Genomic DNA, 17,993 nt, shown 5'->3' on the forward strand with positions numbered 1-17,993 from the left:
TAATTACAGGGAAGCAAGTTGCTTCCCTTTTTTATGCAGAGTGTAGCGACTTCTACTAAGCTGAAAGCTGACGAAAAGCCGAAAAGGAAATTGGATGAAACCATGTAACCTGCTATCACTCTCCTCACTCATTCTTGTATTACCTACATCAGTAGCGCTCTCAGCCGAGACACAAGAATCTCGTTGGCGAAATAGCATAGAAGTGTACATGCTAGGACTGAATATCCACGGGGATACCAGTATTGGTCGCTTTTCATCAGAGGTGGATGTCGATCCTAAGTTCATCGTAGACCACCTCGATATTGGGGCGATGTTGCGATTCGAGAGTATTTACCAAAGTAAGTGGGGCTACTACATAGATTATAGTTTCATGAACTTAAGTGGTGATGTTAATAATATCAAGGGCGCTCTGCCTAACGCTCGTTATCGTGCGGACATCGAAATACGGCAAGGTGTTCTAGAAGCAAAGGCATTCCAACGCGAACAATATTCATTTGGTAAACTGGATTATATGTTTGGATTACGTTGGTGGGACAATGACATCACCGGCAAACTGTATCGCAATGATAACCGGGTACTAGAAGATAGACTGTCATTACAAGAAGATTGGGTCGATTTTTTAGTTGGCTTGCGACTCATTGATGAATTGAGCGAAAACTGGCGATTTCATGCCAGTATCGACGCCGGACTTGGCAACGATACTCACTTCACTTATGCCATTCAAACTGGTGTTCGTTATCGCTTTAACGAATGGTCTGATCTCAACTTAGCTTACAAGTCGACCTGGGTTGATTACAAAAATGAGGGAGTATTTGAATATGATACGGCTTCTCAAGGGCTTTTAGTCGGACTTGGCTTTTACTTTTGATCAGGTGAAACCCTAGCCTATATTCAAGCGTTGTAACGTGTACTAGCTCTAGGTACACGTCTAGTGTCGCGTTACAGATGCTTAAATAAGGCAAATTGATCTTCATCAGACTATAAATTGCTCTTCGGTGTTACTCTCTGTCACAAAATATAAAACCCCACTCTATGACCTCATATAGGTCTTGTTGATAAGGTTCCCGAATAGCAATGTCGATTAACATTTCCGATTTAACCACCGCCCTAAATAAGGTGGAGCATATTCATAAAGTGCAGCTTGAAAACGTACATCAGTTCTTCAAAGCAAACGAAGCTTTCTCGTTGCAAACATTCAGCCAGCTGATATCAAGCGACTCGCTTGATGATCGATTTAAAACCATCGATAAAGCGTTCTCTTTGCTTGGTGATGCAAAAACCTACCTTTTAGAAGTGTCTTACCTTATTAAGTAAAAAAGAAAGCCCCGATAAAATTCATTATCGGGGCTATCATTTTCTATCTAAACTACTGATTTACAATTTGTAACGATCATCAATTACCGTTAGTTCTGGGAAGGTTTTACCCTCGTCCATCGCTTCTTCTGTCTCTTCTTTTACTTGGTTATCAATCCAGAAATTACCGATATCCATTGGATGAAGCACCCATTCTGTCGCTTTTGTCATGCCGTTTTTAGGAATTTTAACCCAGCGCCAATGAGCAACTCGAGAATAAGGCACCATGTAGCCAGGAACGATGATATTTGCTTTGCTGACATAGTTTTGGATTTGATGCGACAAGTCGTAACGCTTCTCCTGATCAAACTCAGAATCATACGCTTCAATTAACTTGTCTAGCTCAGGGCTGCTGTAATTGGTGTGAGCATTCGTTTGTGGTCGATTTGCATTATCCGAGTGTAGGTATTCCCAATACGCAGGGATCTCACCAGAGCCCATATTCAAAAACGCTAGCTGATGCTTTTTCTCAAGAATGTATTTAAACGCAGATGAGCCATCCACCAAGTTTAACGTGAACTCAAGACCAGCAAGTTTCGCTTGCTCTTTCAGGTATGCAATACGCGGTGTCCAAGAGTTGTATCCGTAGGTGATAGCAAAGCTCAAGCGTTGGCCCTTGTCGTTAACACGAATACCATCTGCGCCCACTTTATCAAAGCCCGCTTTTTCGAAGTGTTTAACCGCCGCATCAGCATCAAACTTTGGCGGTGTATTGCTAGGATCATCGTATTCGCCATGACCAAAGCCGAGTCCATGCGGTTTACGTGAATAATCTCCACGCATGATGTTTTCAATCATGCCGTCATAGTCAGTGGCTGCCATAACACCTTTACGCACTTCTAGGTTATCCAACATAGGCATCGCTGTGTTCATCCAAAGACCACCAGCTCCTTGCGGTGCTTCGTTAAAGCCCCAGTACTTTTGGATATAGCCTTTTTTGTACACATCACTATTGGTTTTGTCATGCCAAAAGCTTGGTAGCACCATCTCAAAGTAGTCTAAGTTGCCTTTCTCAAAGTGCTTCATGGCAATATCAGGATCGCGAATTACCTTAATGCGAACCTTTTCAACGTTATAACGGTTTTTATAGTAGCGGTTGTTGTATCCCCACCAATCTTCACCGACATGTTTGAATGTCACGCTCTTACCTTTCTTCACTTGATCAATGTAGTAAGGCGCTGCGGTTGGCTCAGATTTAAAGTTAAACTTTCTGACGAAGTTATCAGGCATGCCATCGTTATTTGCGTCCTTTTCTCCTTCAAAGAAGTGTTCAGGACGAGGCTGAAAACCATTACTTGGCATGTTAATCATAACCATAAGTGAGTCATGACTTTGAGCTACAGCAAGATTGACTTTGATCGTGTAGTCATCAATTTTTTCAACACTCACAATACTGTTTGTGAAGAAGTCGTTATACCACGGGTCGATAATGTCTTTTGACGTGTAGTACTTCATCATAAAGACGTAATCATCTGCTGTAATTTTTTCACCATCTGACCACTCGGCCGTTTCGTCGAGTTTAAAGAATACGGTTTTGTTGTCTTCTCCAAATGCCCATGACTTAGCAAGTTGAGGGATCCATTTGCCAGTATTTGGATGACGCTGAGCCAGTTTTGGTGAACCATCCATTAAGTATTGGCGCAAACCTGAGTTCGCATCTGGACCAACACTTCGTAATGTTTGCGGAAAGCTCTGAATGTAAGTGCGATAGGTGCCACCTCGTACCGCTTCTTCAGAGGCAAATAGAGGTTCGTTGTTGTTTGAAATCCATTCGATATCAGCTGGCAATTCTGCCGCACTCAGTTGAAAACTGGCAGCGGTCAGTGTTGCTAGTACTGAAAATGGCAGTTTTTTAGTCATGTTTCTTCCTTGTTGTGTTTGCGCACTAAGGTCGTAACAAGGAAGACAGCGTGTGAAAGCTCACAGAAAGCTGCGATTTAAAATACGCAGATAGGAAATAATAGGAACGTAATATGAAGTGACGTCCTGCCAGCTTCTATATTAATTTCAAAGAGTTTCACTAGGTCATCCTAGACCTTACAACGCAGTGAATGCATCTTCGCCATAGTATTCTTTAGATATTTGTAACGCAAGCCATCAATAACACATGATTGCATTTTCGAGGCATCACAGTGAGTTATGTTACAAAAGTGTGATCAGCATAGTACCAAGCCCTACTTTACTCAGAATAAACCGCAGAACCTTTATCTCAATTGGCCCCGATATACCAGTTACAGCGAGTAAATGATCAGACATAGCTGGTTAAAAGGAATGGTTGTTTACCGCGATCAGTATTTTCACTCGATATAAAAAGTGAGGCATCTTAGCCTCACTTTTCTCCATACAATCGAGACAGTGCTTACATTTTAGATAAGCTCTCATTGATCGACTTCAGCACTTCTGCAGGATTTGACGCTTTAGTGATAGGGCGACCAATCACAAGATAATCTGAACCTGATTGGATAGCGTCTACTGGCGTCATGATACGGCGTTGGTCACCTTGTTCTGAACCAGCAGGTCGAATACCAGGGGTCACTAATTTAAATTCTTGGCCTAGTTCGCTCTTCAGTAGTGAGGACTCTTGCGCTGAACATACGACACCATCTAAGCCCGCGTTTTTGGTCAAGGTTGCTAGACGAATCACTTGCTCCTGAGGCGCAACATTCAAACCAATACCAGCTAAATCACTTTGTTCCATACTGGTTAGTACCGTTACACCGATAAGAAGTGGACGATCTTTACCATATGGCTCAAGAATTTCACGTGATGCCGTCATCATACGCTCACCACCGCTCGCGTGTACGTTCACCATCCATACACCCATTTCAGCCGCAGCGCGAACTGCTTTCGAACAGGTGTTTGGAATATCGTGAAATTTTAAATCTAGGAATACCGAGAAACCACGTTTATGGAGTTCACGTACAAAATCAGGACCAAATAGCGTAAACATCTCCTTGCCAACTTTTAGTCGGCATGACGCAGGATCAATTCTATCTACAAACGCAAGTGCATCTGCTTGGTTATCATAATCCAGTGCGACAATAACTTTTTGGTCGATCATTTCATCTCCTAACTGTTTTGGTTCTTATTAAATAAAAAGTTAAAAAAATGCAGCGGACAGAAACTCTGCCAGCTGCATTAAGAATTATTCACCATCCAATCCGCGGATTGGCTTGATCGTCCCCCATCCTTTACAGGACGGACAATGCCAATAAAGGGAATGGGTAGAAAATCCACACTTCCGGCATCGGTAATGTGGTTTCACTTTTAACTGTTCACCCACCATCGCTTGTAGTGTTGATAGGCTGTCTTTCGCTCGACCATCTTCTGCTTCTGCAATGTGGTAGTCAATTAAACGGTAGAAGCCCTTCATGGTTGGGTTTTTCAGCAATTGTTTCGTCAGTAACTCTTGAGCAGCCCCAACGTTCTCGTGATGAGCAACTAATTGAGCCAACATCAACTCGGCTGATACGCCAGCTTTCTTATCAATACAAGCTCGCAGAAACTCGACAAGTTCATCTTCCTGACCCAGATGATGATAGCATTCTGCAATAGTTGGCAAGACATCACTGATAAAGTCTTTATCTTGCTCAAGTACCCCCGTCAGATATTTGATGGTGTGCTTATAGTCTTCAGACTCTAGGTAAATTCGTCCCAAAGCAATACTTGCTCGAACACACTTCGGGTCTTCCGCTAACGCTTTTTTAAAATGCTGTATTGCCTTATTAGTATTCCCATCAGCTTGGTCGAGCATGGCTATTTCACACCAAAAATGGGCAATATTTGCACGCATCCTTGAGCGTTTATTACCTAACTTAGCCAATTGGTTCGCGTAATAAATCGCCTTTTCCCATTCTCGTGTTTGCTGATAAATGGTCACTAATTGTTGAAGAGCCGCCTCTTTGTAATCTGGCTCTTCGACTAACTGTTCAAAGATTTTCTCTGCACGATCAAGAAAACCAGAGACCATGTAGTCTTTCGCTAACTGTTGAAGGGCGAGGTTCTTTTGGTCCAGTGTTAAGCCTGAACGAGAAATAAGATTTTGGTGAATTCTGATTGCGCGGTCGACTTCACCACGAGACCGGAACAGGTTACCCAACGCAAGGTGAGTATCGATGGTCTCGTTATCAACTTGGAGCAATTCAATAAAGTGATCGACAGCCTTATCTGATTGGTCAGAGAGCAGCAGATTAAGACCCGTCATATACTGACGAGAGATTTGATGGGATTGCTTCTGCTTGTCTTGCTGAGCGCTGCGATGCCCCATATACCAGCCATACGCAGCAGCTATAGGCAACAACAAGAAGAGTAGTTCAAGCATTAAAGTTAAGCCTTATCCTTATGCCTGTTTTTCAATGGCAGGCTTATCAGCAGCGTTGCTTGATTCAGTTGGTTCGTACTTTTTCAGTTTTTTCTTTAAACGACGGACCTGTAGCTGAGTTTTCAGTTGGATGCTACCAAAGATAACCCACGCTAAAGCAAAGCCAACCACAAATACTACACCTAATAGCGTAGATAAGTGGAACTCTCCTTTTGCTAGAAGATAGTTAAAAGTCACGAGCTCTTGGTTTTGGGAACCTAACGCCAATGCAATTAAAAAGAGAGCTAAAACAGCAACGATTTTTATAATTTTCATGTTACATCACCCTTCTAGGAGTAAGTCGGTAAGATTATGCAGGAAAATGCTTCTTCAGACTACGTATATTAGCAATAATCTATACCCAAGTAACCTCAAGATGCTTAGTTTGTAGACATGCTTAGAAGTTAAAGTTATTTGGGTATAGAAAGCAGCAAGGAAAACGGCTGAATCCACAATTAGATTAGTAAACGATCTTGGATGTATGACTAACTTGGATACATTACAAAAAAGCGGCATACACAAACGTATGCCGCTTTTTTCAAACTAATAAGAGTGCATTAACCAATATTTACACGCTCACGAAGTTCTTTACCTGGTTTGAAATGTGGAACGTATTTACCTTCCAATTCCACTTTATCGCCCGTTTTAGGGTTACGACCTACGCGAGGCTCGCGGTAATGAAGAGAAAAACTACCAAAGCCACGGATCTCGATACGGTCACCGCTCTCTAGTGTAGAGGCCATGTGCTCTAAAATATCTTTTACAGCATCCTCTACCTCTTTCGCTGATAAGTGTGTTTGCTCAGCGCAGAGTCTTTCAATCAGTTCAGACTTAGTCATAGTTGCCCTCTTTGAGTATCTTTATCACTTATTATAGTAAGTAATACTAATTCCAACAAACACTTGCTGACAATTCTAGACAAATTTTATGCAAAATGCGCAATGAAGAAATGCCTTTTATTAAGATAGTTTACTGTCATTAGTATTACTACTTAAATATGACCAAATATAAAAAAGGAGCCTTGCGGCTCCTTTTTTGCTTAAGCGAGTATATTATTCGCCTTTAGCAGCTTTGAAAGCGTCAGCCATTGCGTTACCGAATGCATTGTCATCTTGCTTGTTGATAGATGCCATTGCTTCTTGCTCGTCAGCTTCGTCTTTAGCTTTGATAGATAGGTTGATTACGCGGTTCTTACGGTCTACACCTGTGAACTTCGCTTCAACAACATCACCAGCGCTTAGGATTAGAGAAGCATCTTCTACGCGATCGCGTGATACTTCAGAAGCACGGATGTAACCTTCAACGCCTTCTGCGATTTCAACAGTAGCGCCTTTAGCGTCAACAGCAGTTACAGTAGCGTTAACTAGAACACCTTTCTTGTTGTCAGCAACGTAAGCATTGAATGGGTCATTTTCCATTTGCTTGATGCCTAGAGAGATGCGCTCACGCTCAGCGTCTACTGCTAGAACAACTGCAGAGATCTCGTCGCCTTTCTTGTACTCACGTACAGCTTCTTCGCCAGCAACATTCCAAGAAATGTCAGATAGGTGAACTAGACCGTCGATGCCGCCTTCTAGACCGATGAAGATACCGAAGTCAGTGATAGACTTGATCTTACCAGTAACTTTGTCGCCTTTAGCTTGTGCTTCAGCGAATGACTGCCATGGGTTAGCTTTACACTGTTTCAGACCTAGAGAGATACGACGACGTTCTTCGTCGATTTCAAGAACCATAACCTCAACTTCGTCGCCAACATTAACAACTTTAGAAGGGTGGATGTTCTTGTTAGTCCAATCCATTTCTGAAACGTGAACTAGACCTTCAACGCCTTCTTCGATTTCAACGAAGCAGCCGTAGTCAGTTAGGTTAGTTACGCGACCAGTTAGTTTGTGACCTTCTGGGTAACGCTTAGCGATTGCTACCCATGGATCTTCGCCTAGTTGCTTAAGACCTAGTGATACGCGAGTACGCTCACGGTCGAACTTAAGAACTTTAACTTGGATCTCGTCACCAACGTTAACGATTTCAGATGGGTGCTTAACGCGCTTCCAAGCCATATCAGTGATATGTAGAAGACCGTCAACGCCACCTAGGTCAACGAACGCACCGTAGTCAGTAAGGTTCTTAACGATACCTTTAACTTCAGAACCTTCTTGTAGAGTTTCTAGAAGCTCGTCACGCTCAACGCTGTTCTCTGATTCGATAACTGCACGACGTGAAACAACTACGTTGTTACGTTTTTGGTCAAGTTTGATAACTTTGAACTCTAGCTCTTTGTTTTCTAGGTGAGCAGTGTCGCGGATTGGACGTACGTCTACTAGAGAGCCAGGAAGGAAAGCACGGATACCGTTTAGTTCAACAGTGAAACCGCCTTTAACTTTACCGTTGATGATACCAACAACAGTTTCAGCTTCTTCGTAAGCTTTCTCAAGTACGATCCAAGCTTCGTGACGCTTAGCTTTCTCACGAGAAAGTTGAGTTTCACCGAAACCATCTTCAACAGCGTCTAGAGCTACGTCTACTTCAGCGCCAACTTCAACTTCAAGTTCGCCAGCAGCGTTCTTGAACTGTTCAGCAGGGATAGCAGATTCAGACTTAAGACCAGCGTCAACAAGAACGAAACCGTTCTCGATAGCTACTACAGTACCTTTAACGATGCTGCCTTGTTGGAATTCTGTTTCGTTTAGAAACTCTTCAAAGAGTTGAGCAAAAGATTCAGTCATTTAATTAATCTTCAATAAATTAAACTTCCACGGGTATCCTACCGCATGGGGTTATTAAATTCGCCAGTCATCATCCTTGCGACCAACGCTCTTAGCCTAGTCGAGTATTATTACTCAGCTAGCTTCGATTCGATATATTGTAGTGCCTTTTCTACTACTTCGTCGATAGTCATCGACGTAGAATCTAGCACAAGCGCATCCTCAGCAGGGCGTAATGGCGCCACTGGGCGGTTACGATCTCGGTCGTCACGCTCTTGGATCTCGCTTAAAAGGTCAGCAAATCTAACATCTAACCCTTTCTCTTGCAACTGTTTAAGGCGTCGATTTGCACGCTCTTCAGCACTCGCATCAAGGAAGATTTTTGCTTGCGCACTCGGGAATACAATTGTGCCCATATCACGACCATCAGCAACCAGACCCGGAGCGGTCTCAAATGCACGCTGACGACGTAGTAATGCTTCACGAACACGTGGCAAAGCCGCAACTTTAGATGCTGCCATACCCGTTTCTTCTTTACGAAGCTCCCCTGACACATCTTCGCCTTCTAGAATGACCTTAACTAAGTCACCTTCCGCGATAAATTGAACGTCTAGGTGTGTTGCTAGTGGGACAAGAGCATCTTCTGACTCGGTGTCGACACCGTGGTGAATCGCAGCGAGTGCAAGTACACGATAAATTGCGCCAGAATCTAAGAGTTGGAAACCCAACTTTTTCGCCAGCAACATACATAAAGTGCCTTTACCTGCACCACTAGGTCCATCTACGGTTACAACCGGAGTTTGAGAGGACATGTTCTTCTCCACCAATAGTTTCTTTTCAGCAATTTGCTCGGTTTTCGAGGCGCACATTATACGGGTAATCAGTCTTTGGAGCGAGGAAAAATGTCGTGTAAAGCATTACACCTAATGCGTAATTGGATTCATCAATAAACATAAAGTTCAACAAAAACGGCGAGAGCTTCTGCCCTCGCCGTTTTAAATGCCATGAACTTAAGCTCGATTAAACAATCGGCTTTTGACCACGCTCAGCTAACTTTAAAATCACACTATCAGCGACTTTACCCGCCACACCTGCTAGCTTGTCGGCCAGTTTTTTCTTTTGTACATAATGCACAGAAAGTACAGTTTTATCTTTGCATGCTGCAACAACGATATCATCAGATGTACTAATGTCATCCACCAAACCAAGCTCTTTCGCTTGTGTACCGAACCAGTGCTCACCAGTGGCTACTTTGTCTAGGTCCAAACTAGGGCGACGCTCACGAATGAAGTCTTTAAACAAGACATGTGTTTCTTCAAGTTCTTGCTTAAACTTATCGCGCGCTTTATCGGTATTCTCACCGAACATCGTTAGCGTGCGCTTATATTCACCCGCTGTTAGTTGTTCGTACTCAATGTCATGTTTCTTCAACAGTTTGTTGAAGTTAGGAATTTGTGCGATAACGCCAATAGACCCCACAATTGCAAATGGTGCAGAAACAATCTTATCTGCTACACATGCCATCATGTAACCACCACTTGCCGCAACTTTGTCAACAGAGATGGTCAGAGGAAGACCCGCAGCTTTGATTCGGTCCAGTTGAGAAGAGGCAAGGCCGTAACCATGAACCATACCACCGCCAGACTCTAAGCGAAGTAACACTTCATCACCTTCACGTGCGACAGCCAAAATAGCGGTGATTTCTTCACGTAGAGACGCGACTTCTTTTGCGTCTATGCTACCGTTGAAATCAAGAACAAATAGGTGTGGTTCACGCTTGCTATCTAATGAACCGTCTTTGCTCGCTTGTTTGATTTCTTTCTCGCGAGATTTGTTCTTCTCTTTTTCTTCTTTCTTGACGGCTTTATCTCGAGCCTTGATGAAAGCATCGTCATGCAAATGATGCTCTAACTGCTCAACAGATTGTTTGTGTTGCTCTGAAAGGTTGGTAATCTCTAACTCCCCTTTCGCCGCACCCGATTTGCCACCAGCCGATTTTGCAATAATGAGCAGAACAATTATCGCAGCAACCACCGTGATAATTTTGGCCAGAAACAGACCATAATCTAATAAAAATTCCAACGAGAGCTCCTTTATCTCATTTCAGATGACGTTAGTATGTTACGCAGAAACATCAGCGAGAAGGCAGCGCGGTTTGTAACCACTTGTTCTGATTGATAGCATACCTAACGAAAGTTCTGGAATTGGTATAACACATGAATTGGTGTATTGTAACCATCTTGTCACGATTACCAAGATTTTCCATTGAGAAACAGGCGTTTTTTAGCGTCAATTAACTATCATGGACCCTCTTACAATAATAAGGATTTATCGCCGTGAACTACTCCGTTTCAGCTGATGCTCTAAAAGGTAAAGTCATTCTTGTTACTGGCGCTGGTAATGGCATCGGCCGTCAAGCCGCGCTTTCTTATGCCGAGCACGGTGCAACTGTTATTCTCTTGGGTAGAAATGTGCAAAACCTTGAATCTATCTATGATGAGATTGAAGCTGCTGGCTATCCACAAGCAGCTATCATTCCATTGGATCTCAAGGGCGCAACTCAGCAGAATTACATTGATATGGCAGAGACAATCGAAGGACAGTTTGGTCGCTTGGATGGTCTATTACACAACGCAGGTGTCTTGAGTTCGCTGTGTCCATTTGATCAAATCAAAGAGGAAGACTTCGACGATATCATGCAGATCAACGTGAAAGCCGAAGTGCTAATGACTCAAGCACTACTGCCTGTGATGCGTAAATCAGAAGCTGGGCGTATTATCTTTACCTCTTCAACCGTCGGCCACTCTGGCCGCGCATTCTGGGGGCCATACGCTATCTCTAAATTTGCCGTAGAAGGCATGATGCAAGTTTTAGCTGACGAGCTGAGTGATACACCGATCCGCGTTAACGCAATTAACCCTGGTGCCACTCGTACTCGCATGCGTGAAAAAGCATATCCGGGTGAAGATGCGAATACTCTCAAAACGCCACTGGATATCATGCCGCTATATTTGCACTTAATGGATCCTGCGGTTACCGATGTGAACGGTCAGTGCATCGACGCTCAACCGAAGCGTAAATAACTCATTCAGGTTACCTCACATAATCGATTGAAAAGGCAGCAAACGCTGCCTTTTTTCATTTCTCTCTTCATAAAAATCTTGCGACTTTCTCCCACAGAAATATACTGTACATATATACAGGTATTTATTATGCAAGATATTATTCAGAACTTAAAAAGCCAACACCTTGTTTGGCAAGCAAATTTAACGAAAGCAGATCCTCAGCAGTTGCAGACTAGTTCCGGTTTTTCTGAATTAGATGATTTGCTCGGCGGAGGCTTTCCACCTCATGGCGTAGTGGAGATGGAATCTATTGGTAGTATTGGTGAATTGCGTTTGCTCGCTCCCTATTTAAAAGCCACTCAGACCAATGGTATGACCGCATTTATTCAACCACCTGCGCTAGTGAATTCTCTGTTTTTACACTACATCGGGTTGGATATAAACCAAGTGTGGGTTGTTACTCCAACTCACCCCAAAGATGCTCTTTGGGCTGCAGAGCAATGTCTGAAAAGTGGGGTATGCAGTAATGTTTTGTTATGGCAAGAAGAGCTTGAAATACATCAAGTGAAACGCTTACAGGTAGCAAGTGAACAAGGGAGTTGCCCTCTCTTTATGCTTAAAACAGATACTATCAACCGCTTGTCTTTGCCTGTGTCACTCAGTTTAAAACTGAAAGGCGACGAGCAAGGGATTAATGTTGAAGTGCTGAAAAGGAAAGGAGGCTGGAATAGAGGTAGCGTTAGTATCGGCTTCCAACACCATTACCCGCAACTGGTGAAACCATCATCTGAAACTGTGCACTCGACTGTGGTCAATTTCCCACTGGCGAACCAAGGTTAGTGATATGGCTCTGTGGATTTACTTGCACTTCCCTCGCCTGCAGCTAGACGCACTCTTTGGTGATAACCAAGAACAACCCGTGGTGATTGTCGAAAGCCAACGTTGCCAGATTCTTCAATACAACGAGATTGCCGAACAACAAGGCATTAAGCCTGGTATGGGCCTAGGCAGTGCTGCGTCCTTGTGTCGAGATTTACAAGTGCATCCTTATCATCCGCACACCGAATTGAGCAAGTTACAAGAAATTGCTCAATGGCTGTATTTGATCACATCTGACGTTGTGTTGATGCCAAACCAAGGTATTTTGCTGCGTGCTACTCCAATGCTCGCTCTGTATGAAGGGCTTGAAAACTATTGGAATAAAGTCAGAGCTCACTTATCGGAGCTGAAACTGAGTTTTCAATTCGGATGTGGTTTTTCGCCTTTTGCTGCCAAATTGATGGCAATATCAGGAGCGAACGTCATCAGTGAAGACAAATCTGCCATACAAAAAGCTTTATCACCACTACCGTTAAAACTGACAGATTTATCAAACGCTACCGTAGAGAAGTTACAACGTGTAGGCGTCACCACATTGCAAAACCTGCTTGAACTGCCATTGCAAGACATCGCACGACGCTTTGATATCGATTTGGTGAACTACGTTGGTCGACTGACTGGGCAGTTTAAACACCCTGTCGACTTTTATCACCCTACCGAATCCTTCCAAGTTTATTTAGAGCTCTTGTTTGAGATCGAAAACGTTCAGTGGATTAAAAAGCCGTTGACCAAATTACTTCGTCAACTCGAAACCTTTCTAAAATTAAGAGATAAGGTCGCTTTTGAACTGTGTTTAACACTCCACCAGCGTGAGAAACAAGAGCAACACCTTCAACTCACTTCTGCGCAAGGTGATTACCTATGTCAGCGTTGGCAACAGTTAGCGAGTTTAAGCTTAGAATCACTCTCGCTTAATGGCCCAGTCACAGGGCTAACGTTAAAAGTCATCCGTCAAGGTGAGCCTCTTAGTGCATCACGCGATCTCTTTGCTGGGCAGAAAGGAAACATGAATGCTTTAGAGCTGCTCTCTTTACTGCAAGCTAAATTGGGAAAAAGTGCCGTTTTAAAACCCAATATTGCTTGCGATCCTAGACCAGAAAAGGCCAGTCAGTATCGCCCTGCTGATGCTCCGGATGAAAAGGGGCACGCCATACCATCCATACTACGCCCCGCAATGCAATTACCGACTCCCATTGTATTGCAAGAGCAAGTTTCTTTGGTCCACGGACCTGAGCGAATAGTTTCTGGGTGGTGGGATGGTGATGAGATCATGCGTGATTACTACATTGCACACACCAAGCAAGGCCGCTGGTTATGGATATTTCGTGATCAGCACAAGCACTGGTTTCTTCATGGCTATTTTTGTTAAATCGACAGTTATTTTTGTTGGGTCATTATGAGTTACGCGGAACTATTTTGTCAGTCTAACTTCTCTTTTTTGACTGGAGCTTCTCATGCAGAAGAGCTGGTACTCCAAGCTGCTTTCTATCGCTATCAAGCTCTAGCTATAACGGATGAATGTTCAGTCGCGGGCGTTGTCAAAGCCCATGCGACCATCGAACAACATAAACTCGATATCAAACAAATCGTTGGAAGTATGTTTTGGTTAAATGATGAATGCCAAATCGTACTGCTTTGCCCTTGTCGCAAGGCTTATGCCGAGTTGTGTCGTATCATCACAAACGCAAGAAGACGCAGTGAAAAAGGCAACTATCAACTGTTCGAATGGGATTTGATGTCGGTTCGACATTGTTTGGTATTGTGGCTGCCCACACATCAAGAAAGTGATCACTATTGGGGGCGCTGGCTCAATCAACACCACGCTAATCGTTTGTGGGTAGCGATTCAGCGCCATTTGAGTAACAACGATACTGAGTACATTGCGCACTGCGAGCAGTTAGCACATGAATTTCAATTACCTATAACTGCCTGCGGAGGCGTTCTCATGCATGACGTTGAACGCTTGCCATTACAGCATGTACTTACTGCTATAAAACATGGGTGTAGCGTCGATAAACTCGGTTTTGACCGTATTTCGAATACTGAGCGAGCGCTTCGTCCTTTTAAAAAGTTGATTCGGATTTACAAACCAGAATGGCTGGAAGAGAGTACTTACATCGCCGATTTATGCGAGTTTAAGCTCTCCGATTTAAAATACGAATATCCTACCGAGCTGATCCCAGATGGTTATACACCCGACTCTTACTTACGTATGTTGGTCGAACGTGGTAAAAAGCTGCGTTTTCCTGAAGGCGTGCCAGCAGAAGTCAATCAAACCATCGAGAATGAACTGGCGCTTATTCAAGAGCTTAAATACCACTACTACTTCCTTACTATTCACGACATCGTAATGTTTGCGAAACAGCAAGGTATTCTTTACCAAGGGCGAGGTTCCGCTGCAAACTCTGTAGTGTGTTATTGCCTGGAAATTACCGCCGTCGATCCTCGACAAATCGCTGTCTTATTCGAACGATTTATCAGTAAAGAACGTAAGGAACCGCCGGATATTGATGTGGACTTTGAACACGAGCGCCGTGAAGAAGTTATCCAGTATATTTACAAAAAATATGGTCGTGAGCGTGCAGCACTTGCTGCAACAGTGATCAGCTATCGCTTTAAAAGTGCCGTGCGTGAAGTCGGTAAAGCACTAGGGATTGAAGAGACCCAATTAGATTTTTTCATTAAGAACGTTAATCGCCGAGATCGCAGCCAAGGCTGGCAAGCTCAAATTATTGAACTTGGCTTACAACCAGAATCTCTCAAAGGGCAGCAGTTTATCCAATTGGTCAACGAGATCATTGGCTTCCCACGCCATTTATCTCAGCACGTAGGTGGCTTTGTAATTTCATCTGGCCCTTTATATGAGTTGGTACCTGTTGAAAATGCCTCGATGGAAGATCGCACTATCATTCAATGGGATAAAGACGATTTAGAAAGCTTGAAGCTACTAAAAGTCGATGTACTCGCACTCGGCATGTTAAACGCCATCAAAAAGTGCTTTCAACTGGTCGAGAAACATCACCAGCGATCCCTCTCGATTTCCGAGATCACTCGCCGACAAGATGATCCACACGTGTACCGCATGATCCAAAAAGCTGACACGATAGGCGTATTCCAAATAGAATCTCGTGCACAAATGAGCATGCTTCCTCGCCTAAAGCCTGCTTGTTATTACGACTTAGTGATTCAAATTGCAATTGTTCGTCCAGGCCCTATTCAGGGTGATATGGTGCATCCTTTTTTAAAACGACGAGATCACAAAGAGCCTGTCAGTTATCCATCGGAAGAAGTAAAAAGCGTTCTGGAGCGGACTATGGGCGTCCCTATTTTCCAAGAGCAAGTCATCAAGCTAGCCATGGTAGCCGCAGGGTTTAGCGGCGGCGAGGCCGATCAACTCCGTCGAGCGATGGCATCATGGAAAAAGAATGGCGATCTCGCTAAATTTAGGCCAAAACTGATCAATGGTATGCAAGAGAGAGGTTATGACTTAGCGTTTGCTGAGCGCATTTTCGATCAGATATGCGGCTTTGGTGAGTACGGTTTCCCTGAAAGTCATTCAGCGTCTTTCGCAGTGCTGGCATATTGTTCTGCATGGTTAAAATATTATTACCCAGCCGAATTTTACACTGCATTGTTGAACAGCCAACCAATGGGATTTTATAGCCCATCGCAATTAGTACAAGATGCTCGCCGACATGGCGTCGAAGTATTGCCGGTGTGCGTCAATCATTCAAAATATCAACATCATCTCGTCTCACGTCCGAATGGCAGGCTCGGCGTGCAACTTGGTTTTCGCTTGGTGAAAGGCTTTAACGCAGAAAGCGCACAAAGGCTTATTGAGCGCAAACCACTTAATGGTTACCGATCGATTCAAGAAGTAAAGCAGATATTAAGAAGCCGAAGTGACATTGAATTATTGGCTTCAGCCAATGCATTTCAGGCCTTATCGGGAAATCGTTATAACGCTCGCTGGGCAGCAATGGATTCCTTATCTGACCTACCATTGTTTCACAAGGTCGAAGAACCCAATGTTAGCTACCAGACTCAACCCTCTGAATATGAAAATTTAATTGAGGATTACGCAAGCACGGGACTATCTCTTAGCCGCCATCCAATTAAATTATTAGAAGAAACGGGCAAACTCCCTCACTTTACCCGCATGAGGCAACTGACAGAGAAACCGCATAAGTCACTGGTCACAGTGGTAGGTGTGGTAACAGGAAGACAATCTCCAGGCACCGCCGCTGGCGTGACATTTTTTACGTTAGAAGATGACACGGGCAACATTAATGTGGTCGTTTGGCAAGCGACAGCACGAGCCCAAAAGCAAGCGTATTTAGGCGCTAAAGTATTAATGGTGAAAGGCATTCTTGAAAAAGAGGGAGAAGTCACACACGTTATTGCTGGCAAGTTGATGGATTGCACGCACTACTTGAACAATCTACAAAGTAAATCTCGGGATTTCCATTAGTACAGAGGAATTAAGGAGAGAAATGTTAAAAATCAGAGAGAGGTGCGCTCCCTCTGATTTCACTAGGTCTAATCATGCACTTTTAGAAAGCATCTGGCGTAATCGGTCTTGAGCAACTTCAACCAGCAGATCCGGTTGGAATTTAGATATAAAGCGATCACAGCCTACTTTTTGTACCATGGCTTCATTAAAACTACCGCTCAGAGAAGTGTTCAATGTGATAAACAACTTAGACATACGTGGATCTTGGCGCACTTCATGGGTCAGTTTATAACCGTCCATTTCAGGCATTTCAGCATCCGTAATCATCATCAACAGCTCTTTTTCTACATCTTTACCTTCATCACACCAACGTTTTAAAACCGTTAACGCTTCTAGCCCGTCACGGCACTCGATGATATTCATACCCAATTGAGAAAGCGTATCGCGAACTTGATTACGAGCTGTAGAGGAATCATCCACAATCAGAACATTACGCCCGACCATTGCTTGGGCCAATTCTTGATCGAGAATGTCCTCCGAGATAGTCACGTCGTAATGTACGATCTCTGCTAAAACTTTTTCAACGTCAATAATTTCGACAATTTGAGAGGCATCCCCCTCTTTGATTTGCGTGATAGCCGTGAGGTAATTCGAGCGACCAGACGTGGAAGGAGGCGGCTGAATTTCAGTCCATGCCGTATTAATAATGTTTTTAACCGGACCGACTAAGAAGCCCTGCACCGTGCGGTTGTACTCTGTCACGATCAAATTTTCTTCTTCCGCTTCACCACGTAAAGCAGGAAAACCAATTGCGCCTCGTAAATCAATCACTGGTACCGCTTCACCTCGTAGAGAAGCAACCCCACGAATATTGTAGTGCGATCCAGGGAGCTTGGTTAACGGTGGAAGCTTGATGACCTCTTTCACTTTGAACACATTAATCGCAAATAATTGGCGACTATTTAAAGTGAACAGCAGAAGCTCTAGTCGATTTTCACCAACCAAGTTTGTACGCTGGTCAACCGTATTTAACACTCCGGACATACTACTACCTAAATTATGGATAATTCTTATTTTACTCGAAATCAGTACAGACACAGCAAGGTTATATAACCAAATAACCTTAAAATATTTGGCTTTTCGAGCACAGCTTTAAAGTACAACAGTTTTAGCGTATTACT

The 17,993-nt window shown here is 43.6% G+C and carries 15 protein-coding genes; 6 read left to right on the forward strand and 9 right to left on the reverse strand.

The genetic code is table 11. The annotated features are described in order from the left end of the window. Positions 1 to 94 precede the first annotated feature (94 nt). Together R7F67_RS10570 and R7F67_RS10575 are read left to right on the forward strand one after the other, a co-directional pair. Entirely contained in the window at positions 95 to 868 is a 774-nt protein-coding gene (locus R7F67_RS10570) for a hypothetical protein (protein ID WP_005385811.1), read from the forward strand. 206 nt (positions 869 to 1,074) lie between these two features. Continuing rightward, positions 1,075 to 1,314 carry a hypothetical protein gene (locus tag R7F67_RS10575; RefSeq protein ID WP_005385812.1) on the forward strand — a complete coding sequence of 80 codons (240 nt, stop codon included), beginning with the start codon at positions 1,075 to 1,077 and terminating at the stop codon, positions 1,312 to 1,314. 60 nt (positions 1,315 to 1,374) lie between these two features. Here the strand turns inward: R7F67_RS10575 and R7F67_RS10580 are convergent, their stop codons facing one another. The 8 genes from R7F67_RS10580 to sohB form a co-directional block, all read right to left on the reverse strand. Further along, positions 1,375 to 3,213 carry an extracellular solute-binding protein gene (locus R7F67_RS10580; RefSeq protein WP_042523082.1) on the reverse strand — a complete coding sequence of 613 codons (1,839 nt, stop codon included), beginning with the start codon at positions 3,211 to 3,213 and terminating at the stop codon, positions 1,375 to 1,377. 499 nt (positions 3,214 to 3,712) lie between these two features. After that, entirely contained in the window at positions 3,713 to 4,414 is a 702-nt protein-coding gene (gene pyrF / locus R7F67_RS10585) for an orotidine-5'-phosphate decarboxylase (protein ID WP_042523084.1), read from the reverse strand. Positions 4,415 to 4,498: 84 nt separating this feature from the next. Continuing rightward, positions 4,499 to 5,674, reverse strand: coding sequence for a lipopolysaccharide assembly protein LapB (gene lapB / locus R7F67_RS10590; RefSeq protein WP_005376665.1), 1,176 nt, complete (start codon positions 5,672 to 5,674; stop codon positions 4,499 to 4,501). An 18-nt stretch (positions 5,675 to 5,692) separates the two neighbouring features. Further along, positions 5,693 to 5,989, reverse strand: a complete 297-nt coding sequence (locus R7F67_RS10595; RefSeq protein ID WP_206957918.1) for a LapA family protein — start codon at positions 5,987 to 5,989, stop codon at positions 5,693 to 5,695. A 281-nt stretch (positions 5,990 to 6,270) separates the two neighbouring features. Then, a complete protein-coding gene (gene ihfB / locus R7F67_RS10600; RefSeq protein WP_005385816.1) occupies positions 6,271 to 6,552 on the reverse strand; it encodes an integration host factor subunit beta in 282 nt (93 codons plus the stop codon). 213 nt (positions 6,553 to 6,765) lie between these two features. Next, positions 6,766 to 8,436 carry a 30S ribosomal protein S1 gene (gene rpsA / locus R7F67_RS10605; RefSeq protein ID WP_005385817.1) on the reverse strand — a complete coding sequence of 557 codons (1,671 nt, stop codon included), beginning with the start codon at positions 8,434 to 8,436 and terminating at the stop codon, positions 6,766 to 6,768. Positions 8,437 to 8,546: 110 nt separating this feature from the next. After that, positions 8,547 to 9,227 (reverse strand): (d)CMP kinase, encoded by a 681-nt coding sequence (gene cmk / locus R7F67_RS10610; RefSeq protein WP_021033981.1) that lies wholly within the window; start codon positions 9,225 to 9,227, stop codon positions 8,547 to 8,549. Positions 9,228 to 9,435: 208 nt separating this feature from the next. Then, the gene (gene sohB, locus R7F67_RS10615; protein ID WP_005385819.1) at positions 9,436 to 10,497 is read right to left on the reverse strand and encodes a protease SohB; all 1,062 of its coding nucleotides are present in this window, start codon (positions 10,495 to 10,497) and stop codon (positions 9,436 to 9,438) included. 254 nt (positions 10,498 to 10,751) lie between these two features. Here sohB and R7F67_RS10620 point away from each other — a divergent pair, with 254 nt between their 5' ends. From R7F67_RS10620 to R7F67_RS10635, 4 genes are all read left to right on the forward strand, one after another. Beyond that, positions 10,752 to 11,498, forward strand: a complete 747-nt coding sequence (locus R7F67_RS10620; protein WP_005372980.1) for a YciK family oxidoreductase — start codon at positions 10,752 to 10,754, stop codon at positions 11,496 to 11,498. Between the two features lie 129 nt (positions 11,499 to 11,627). Then, on the forward strand, positions 11,628 to 12,320 hold the full coding sequence (gene imuA / locus R7F67_RS10625; RefSeq protein WP_186584799.1) for a translesion DNA synthesis-associated protein ImuA: 693 nt from the start codon (positions 11,628 to 11,630) through the stop codon (positions 12,318 to 12,320). A gap of 4 nt (positions 12,321 to 12,324) precedes the next feature. Then, positions 12,325 to 13,728: a Y-family DNA polymerase gene (locus R7F67_RS10630; protein ID WP_033905737.1), complete on the forward strand. Its 1,404-nt coding sequence runs from the start codon at positions 12,325 to 12,327 to the stop codon at positions 13,726 to 13,728. Between the two features lie 27 nt (positions 13,729 to 13,755). After that, positions 13,756 to 16,830, forward strand: coding sequence for an error-prone DNA polymerase (locus R7F67_RS10635; protein ID WP_064368639.1), 3,075 nt, complete (start codon positions 13,756 to 13,758; stop codon positions 16,828 to 16,830). Positions 16,831 to 16,902: 72 nt separating this feature from the next. Here the strand turns inward: R7F67_RS10635 and R7F67_RS10640 are convergent, their stop codons facing one another. Beyond that, positions 16,903 to 17,856, reverse strand: coding sequence for a chemotaxis protein CheV (locus R7F67_RS10640; protein WP_005372976.1), 954 nt, complete (start codon positions 17,854 to 17,856; stop codon positions 16,903 to 16,905). Positions 17,857 to 17,993: the final 137 nt, after the last annotated feature.

Source organism: Vibrio sp. YT-17, assembly GCF_033337375.1.
In the GTDB taxonomy this organism is placed as follows: Bacteria; Pseudomonadota; Gammaproteobacteria; order Enterobacterales; family Vibrionaceae; genus Vibrio; species Vibrio alginolyticus.

Bases quoted from the DNA above. Each gene is read 5' to 3' on its own strand.
- R7F67_RS10570 (WP_005385811.1), top strand. From the start codon at position 95: ATGAAACCATGTAACCTGCTATCACTCTCCTCACTCATTCTTGTATTA.
- R7F67_RS10575 (WP_005385812.1), top strand. From the start codon at position 1,075: ATGTCGATTAACATTTCCGATTTAACCACCGCCCTAAATAAGGTGGAG.
- R7F67_RS10580 (WP_042523082.1), bottom strand. From the start codon at position 3,213: ATGACTAAAAAACTGCCATTTTCAGTACTAGCAACACTGACCGCTGCC.
- pyrF (WP_042523084.1), bottom strand. From the start codon at position 4,414: ATGATCGACCAAAAAGTTATTGTCGCACTGGATTATGATAACCAAGCA.
- lapB (WP_005376665.1), bottom strand. From the start codon at position 5,674: ATGCTTGAACTACTCTTCTTGTTGTTGCCTATAGCTGCTGCGTATGGC.
- R7F67_RS10595 (WP_206957918.1), bottom strand. From the start codon at position 5,989: ATGAAAATTATAAAAATCGTTGCTGTTTTAGCTCTCTTTTTAATTGCA.
- ihfB (WP_005385816.1), bottom strand. From the start codon at position 6,552: ATGACTAAGTCTGAACTGATTGAAAGACTCTGCGCTGAGCAAACACAC.
- rpsA (WP_005385817.1), bottom strand. From the start codon at position 8,436: ATGACTGAATCTTTTGCTCAACTCTTTGAAGAGTTTCTAAACGAAACA.
- cmk (WP_021033981.1), bottom strand. From the start codon at position 9,227: ATGTCCTCTCAAACTCCGGTTGTAACCGTAGATGGACCTAGTGGTGCA.
- imuA (WP_186584799.1), top strand. From the start codon at position 11,628: ATGCAAGATATTATTCAGAACTTAAAAAGCCAACACCTTGTTTGGCAA.
- R7F67_RS10630 (WP_033905737.1), top strand. From the start codon at position 12,325: ATGGCTCTGTGGATTTACTTGCACTTCCCTCGCCTGCAGCTAGACGCA.
- R7F67_RS10635 (WP_064368639.1), top strand. From the start codon at position 13,756: ATGAGTTACGCGGAACTATTTTGTCAGTCTAACTTCTCTTTTTTGACT.
- R7F67_RS10640 (WP_005372976.1), bottom strand. From the start codon at position 17,856: ATGTCCGGAGTGTTAAATACGGTTGACCAGCGTACAAACTTGGTTGGT.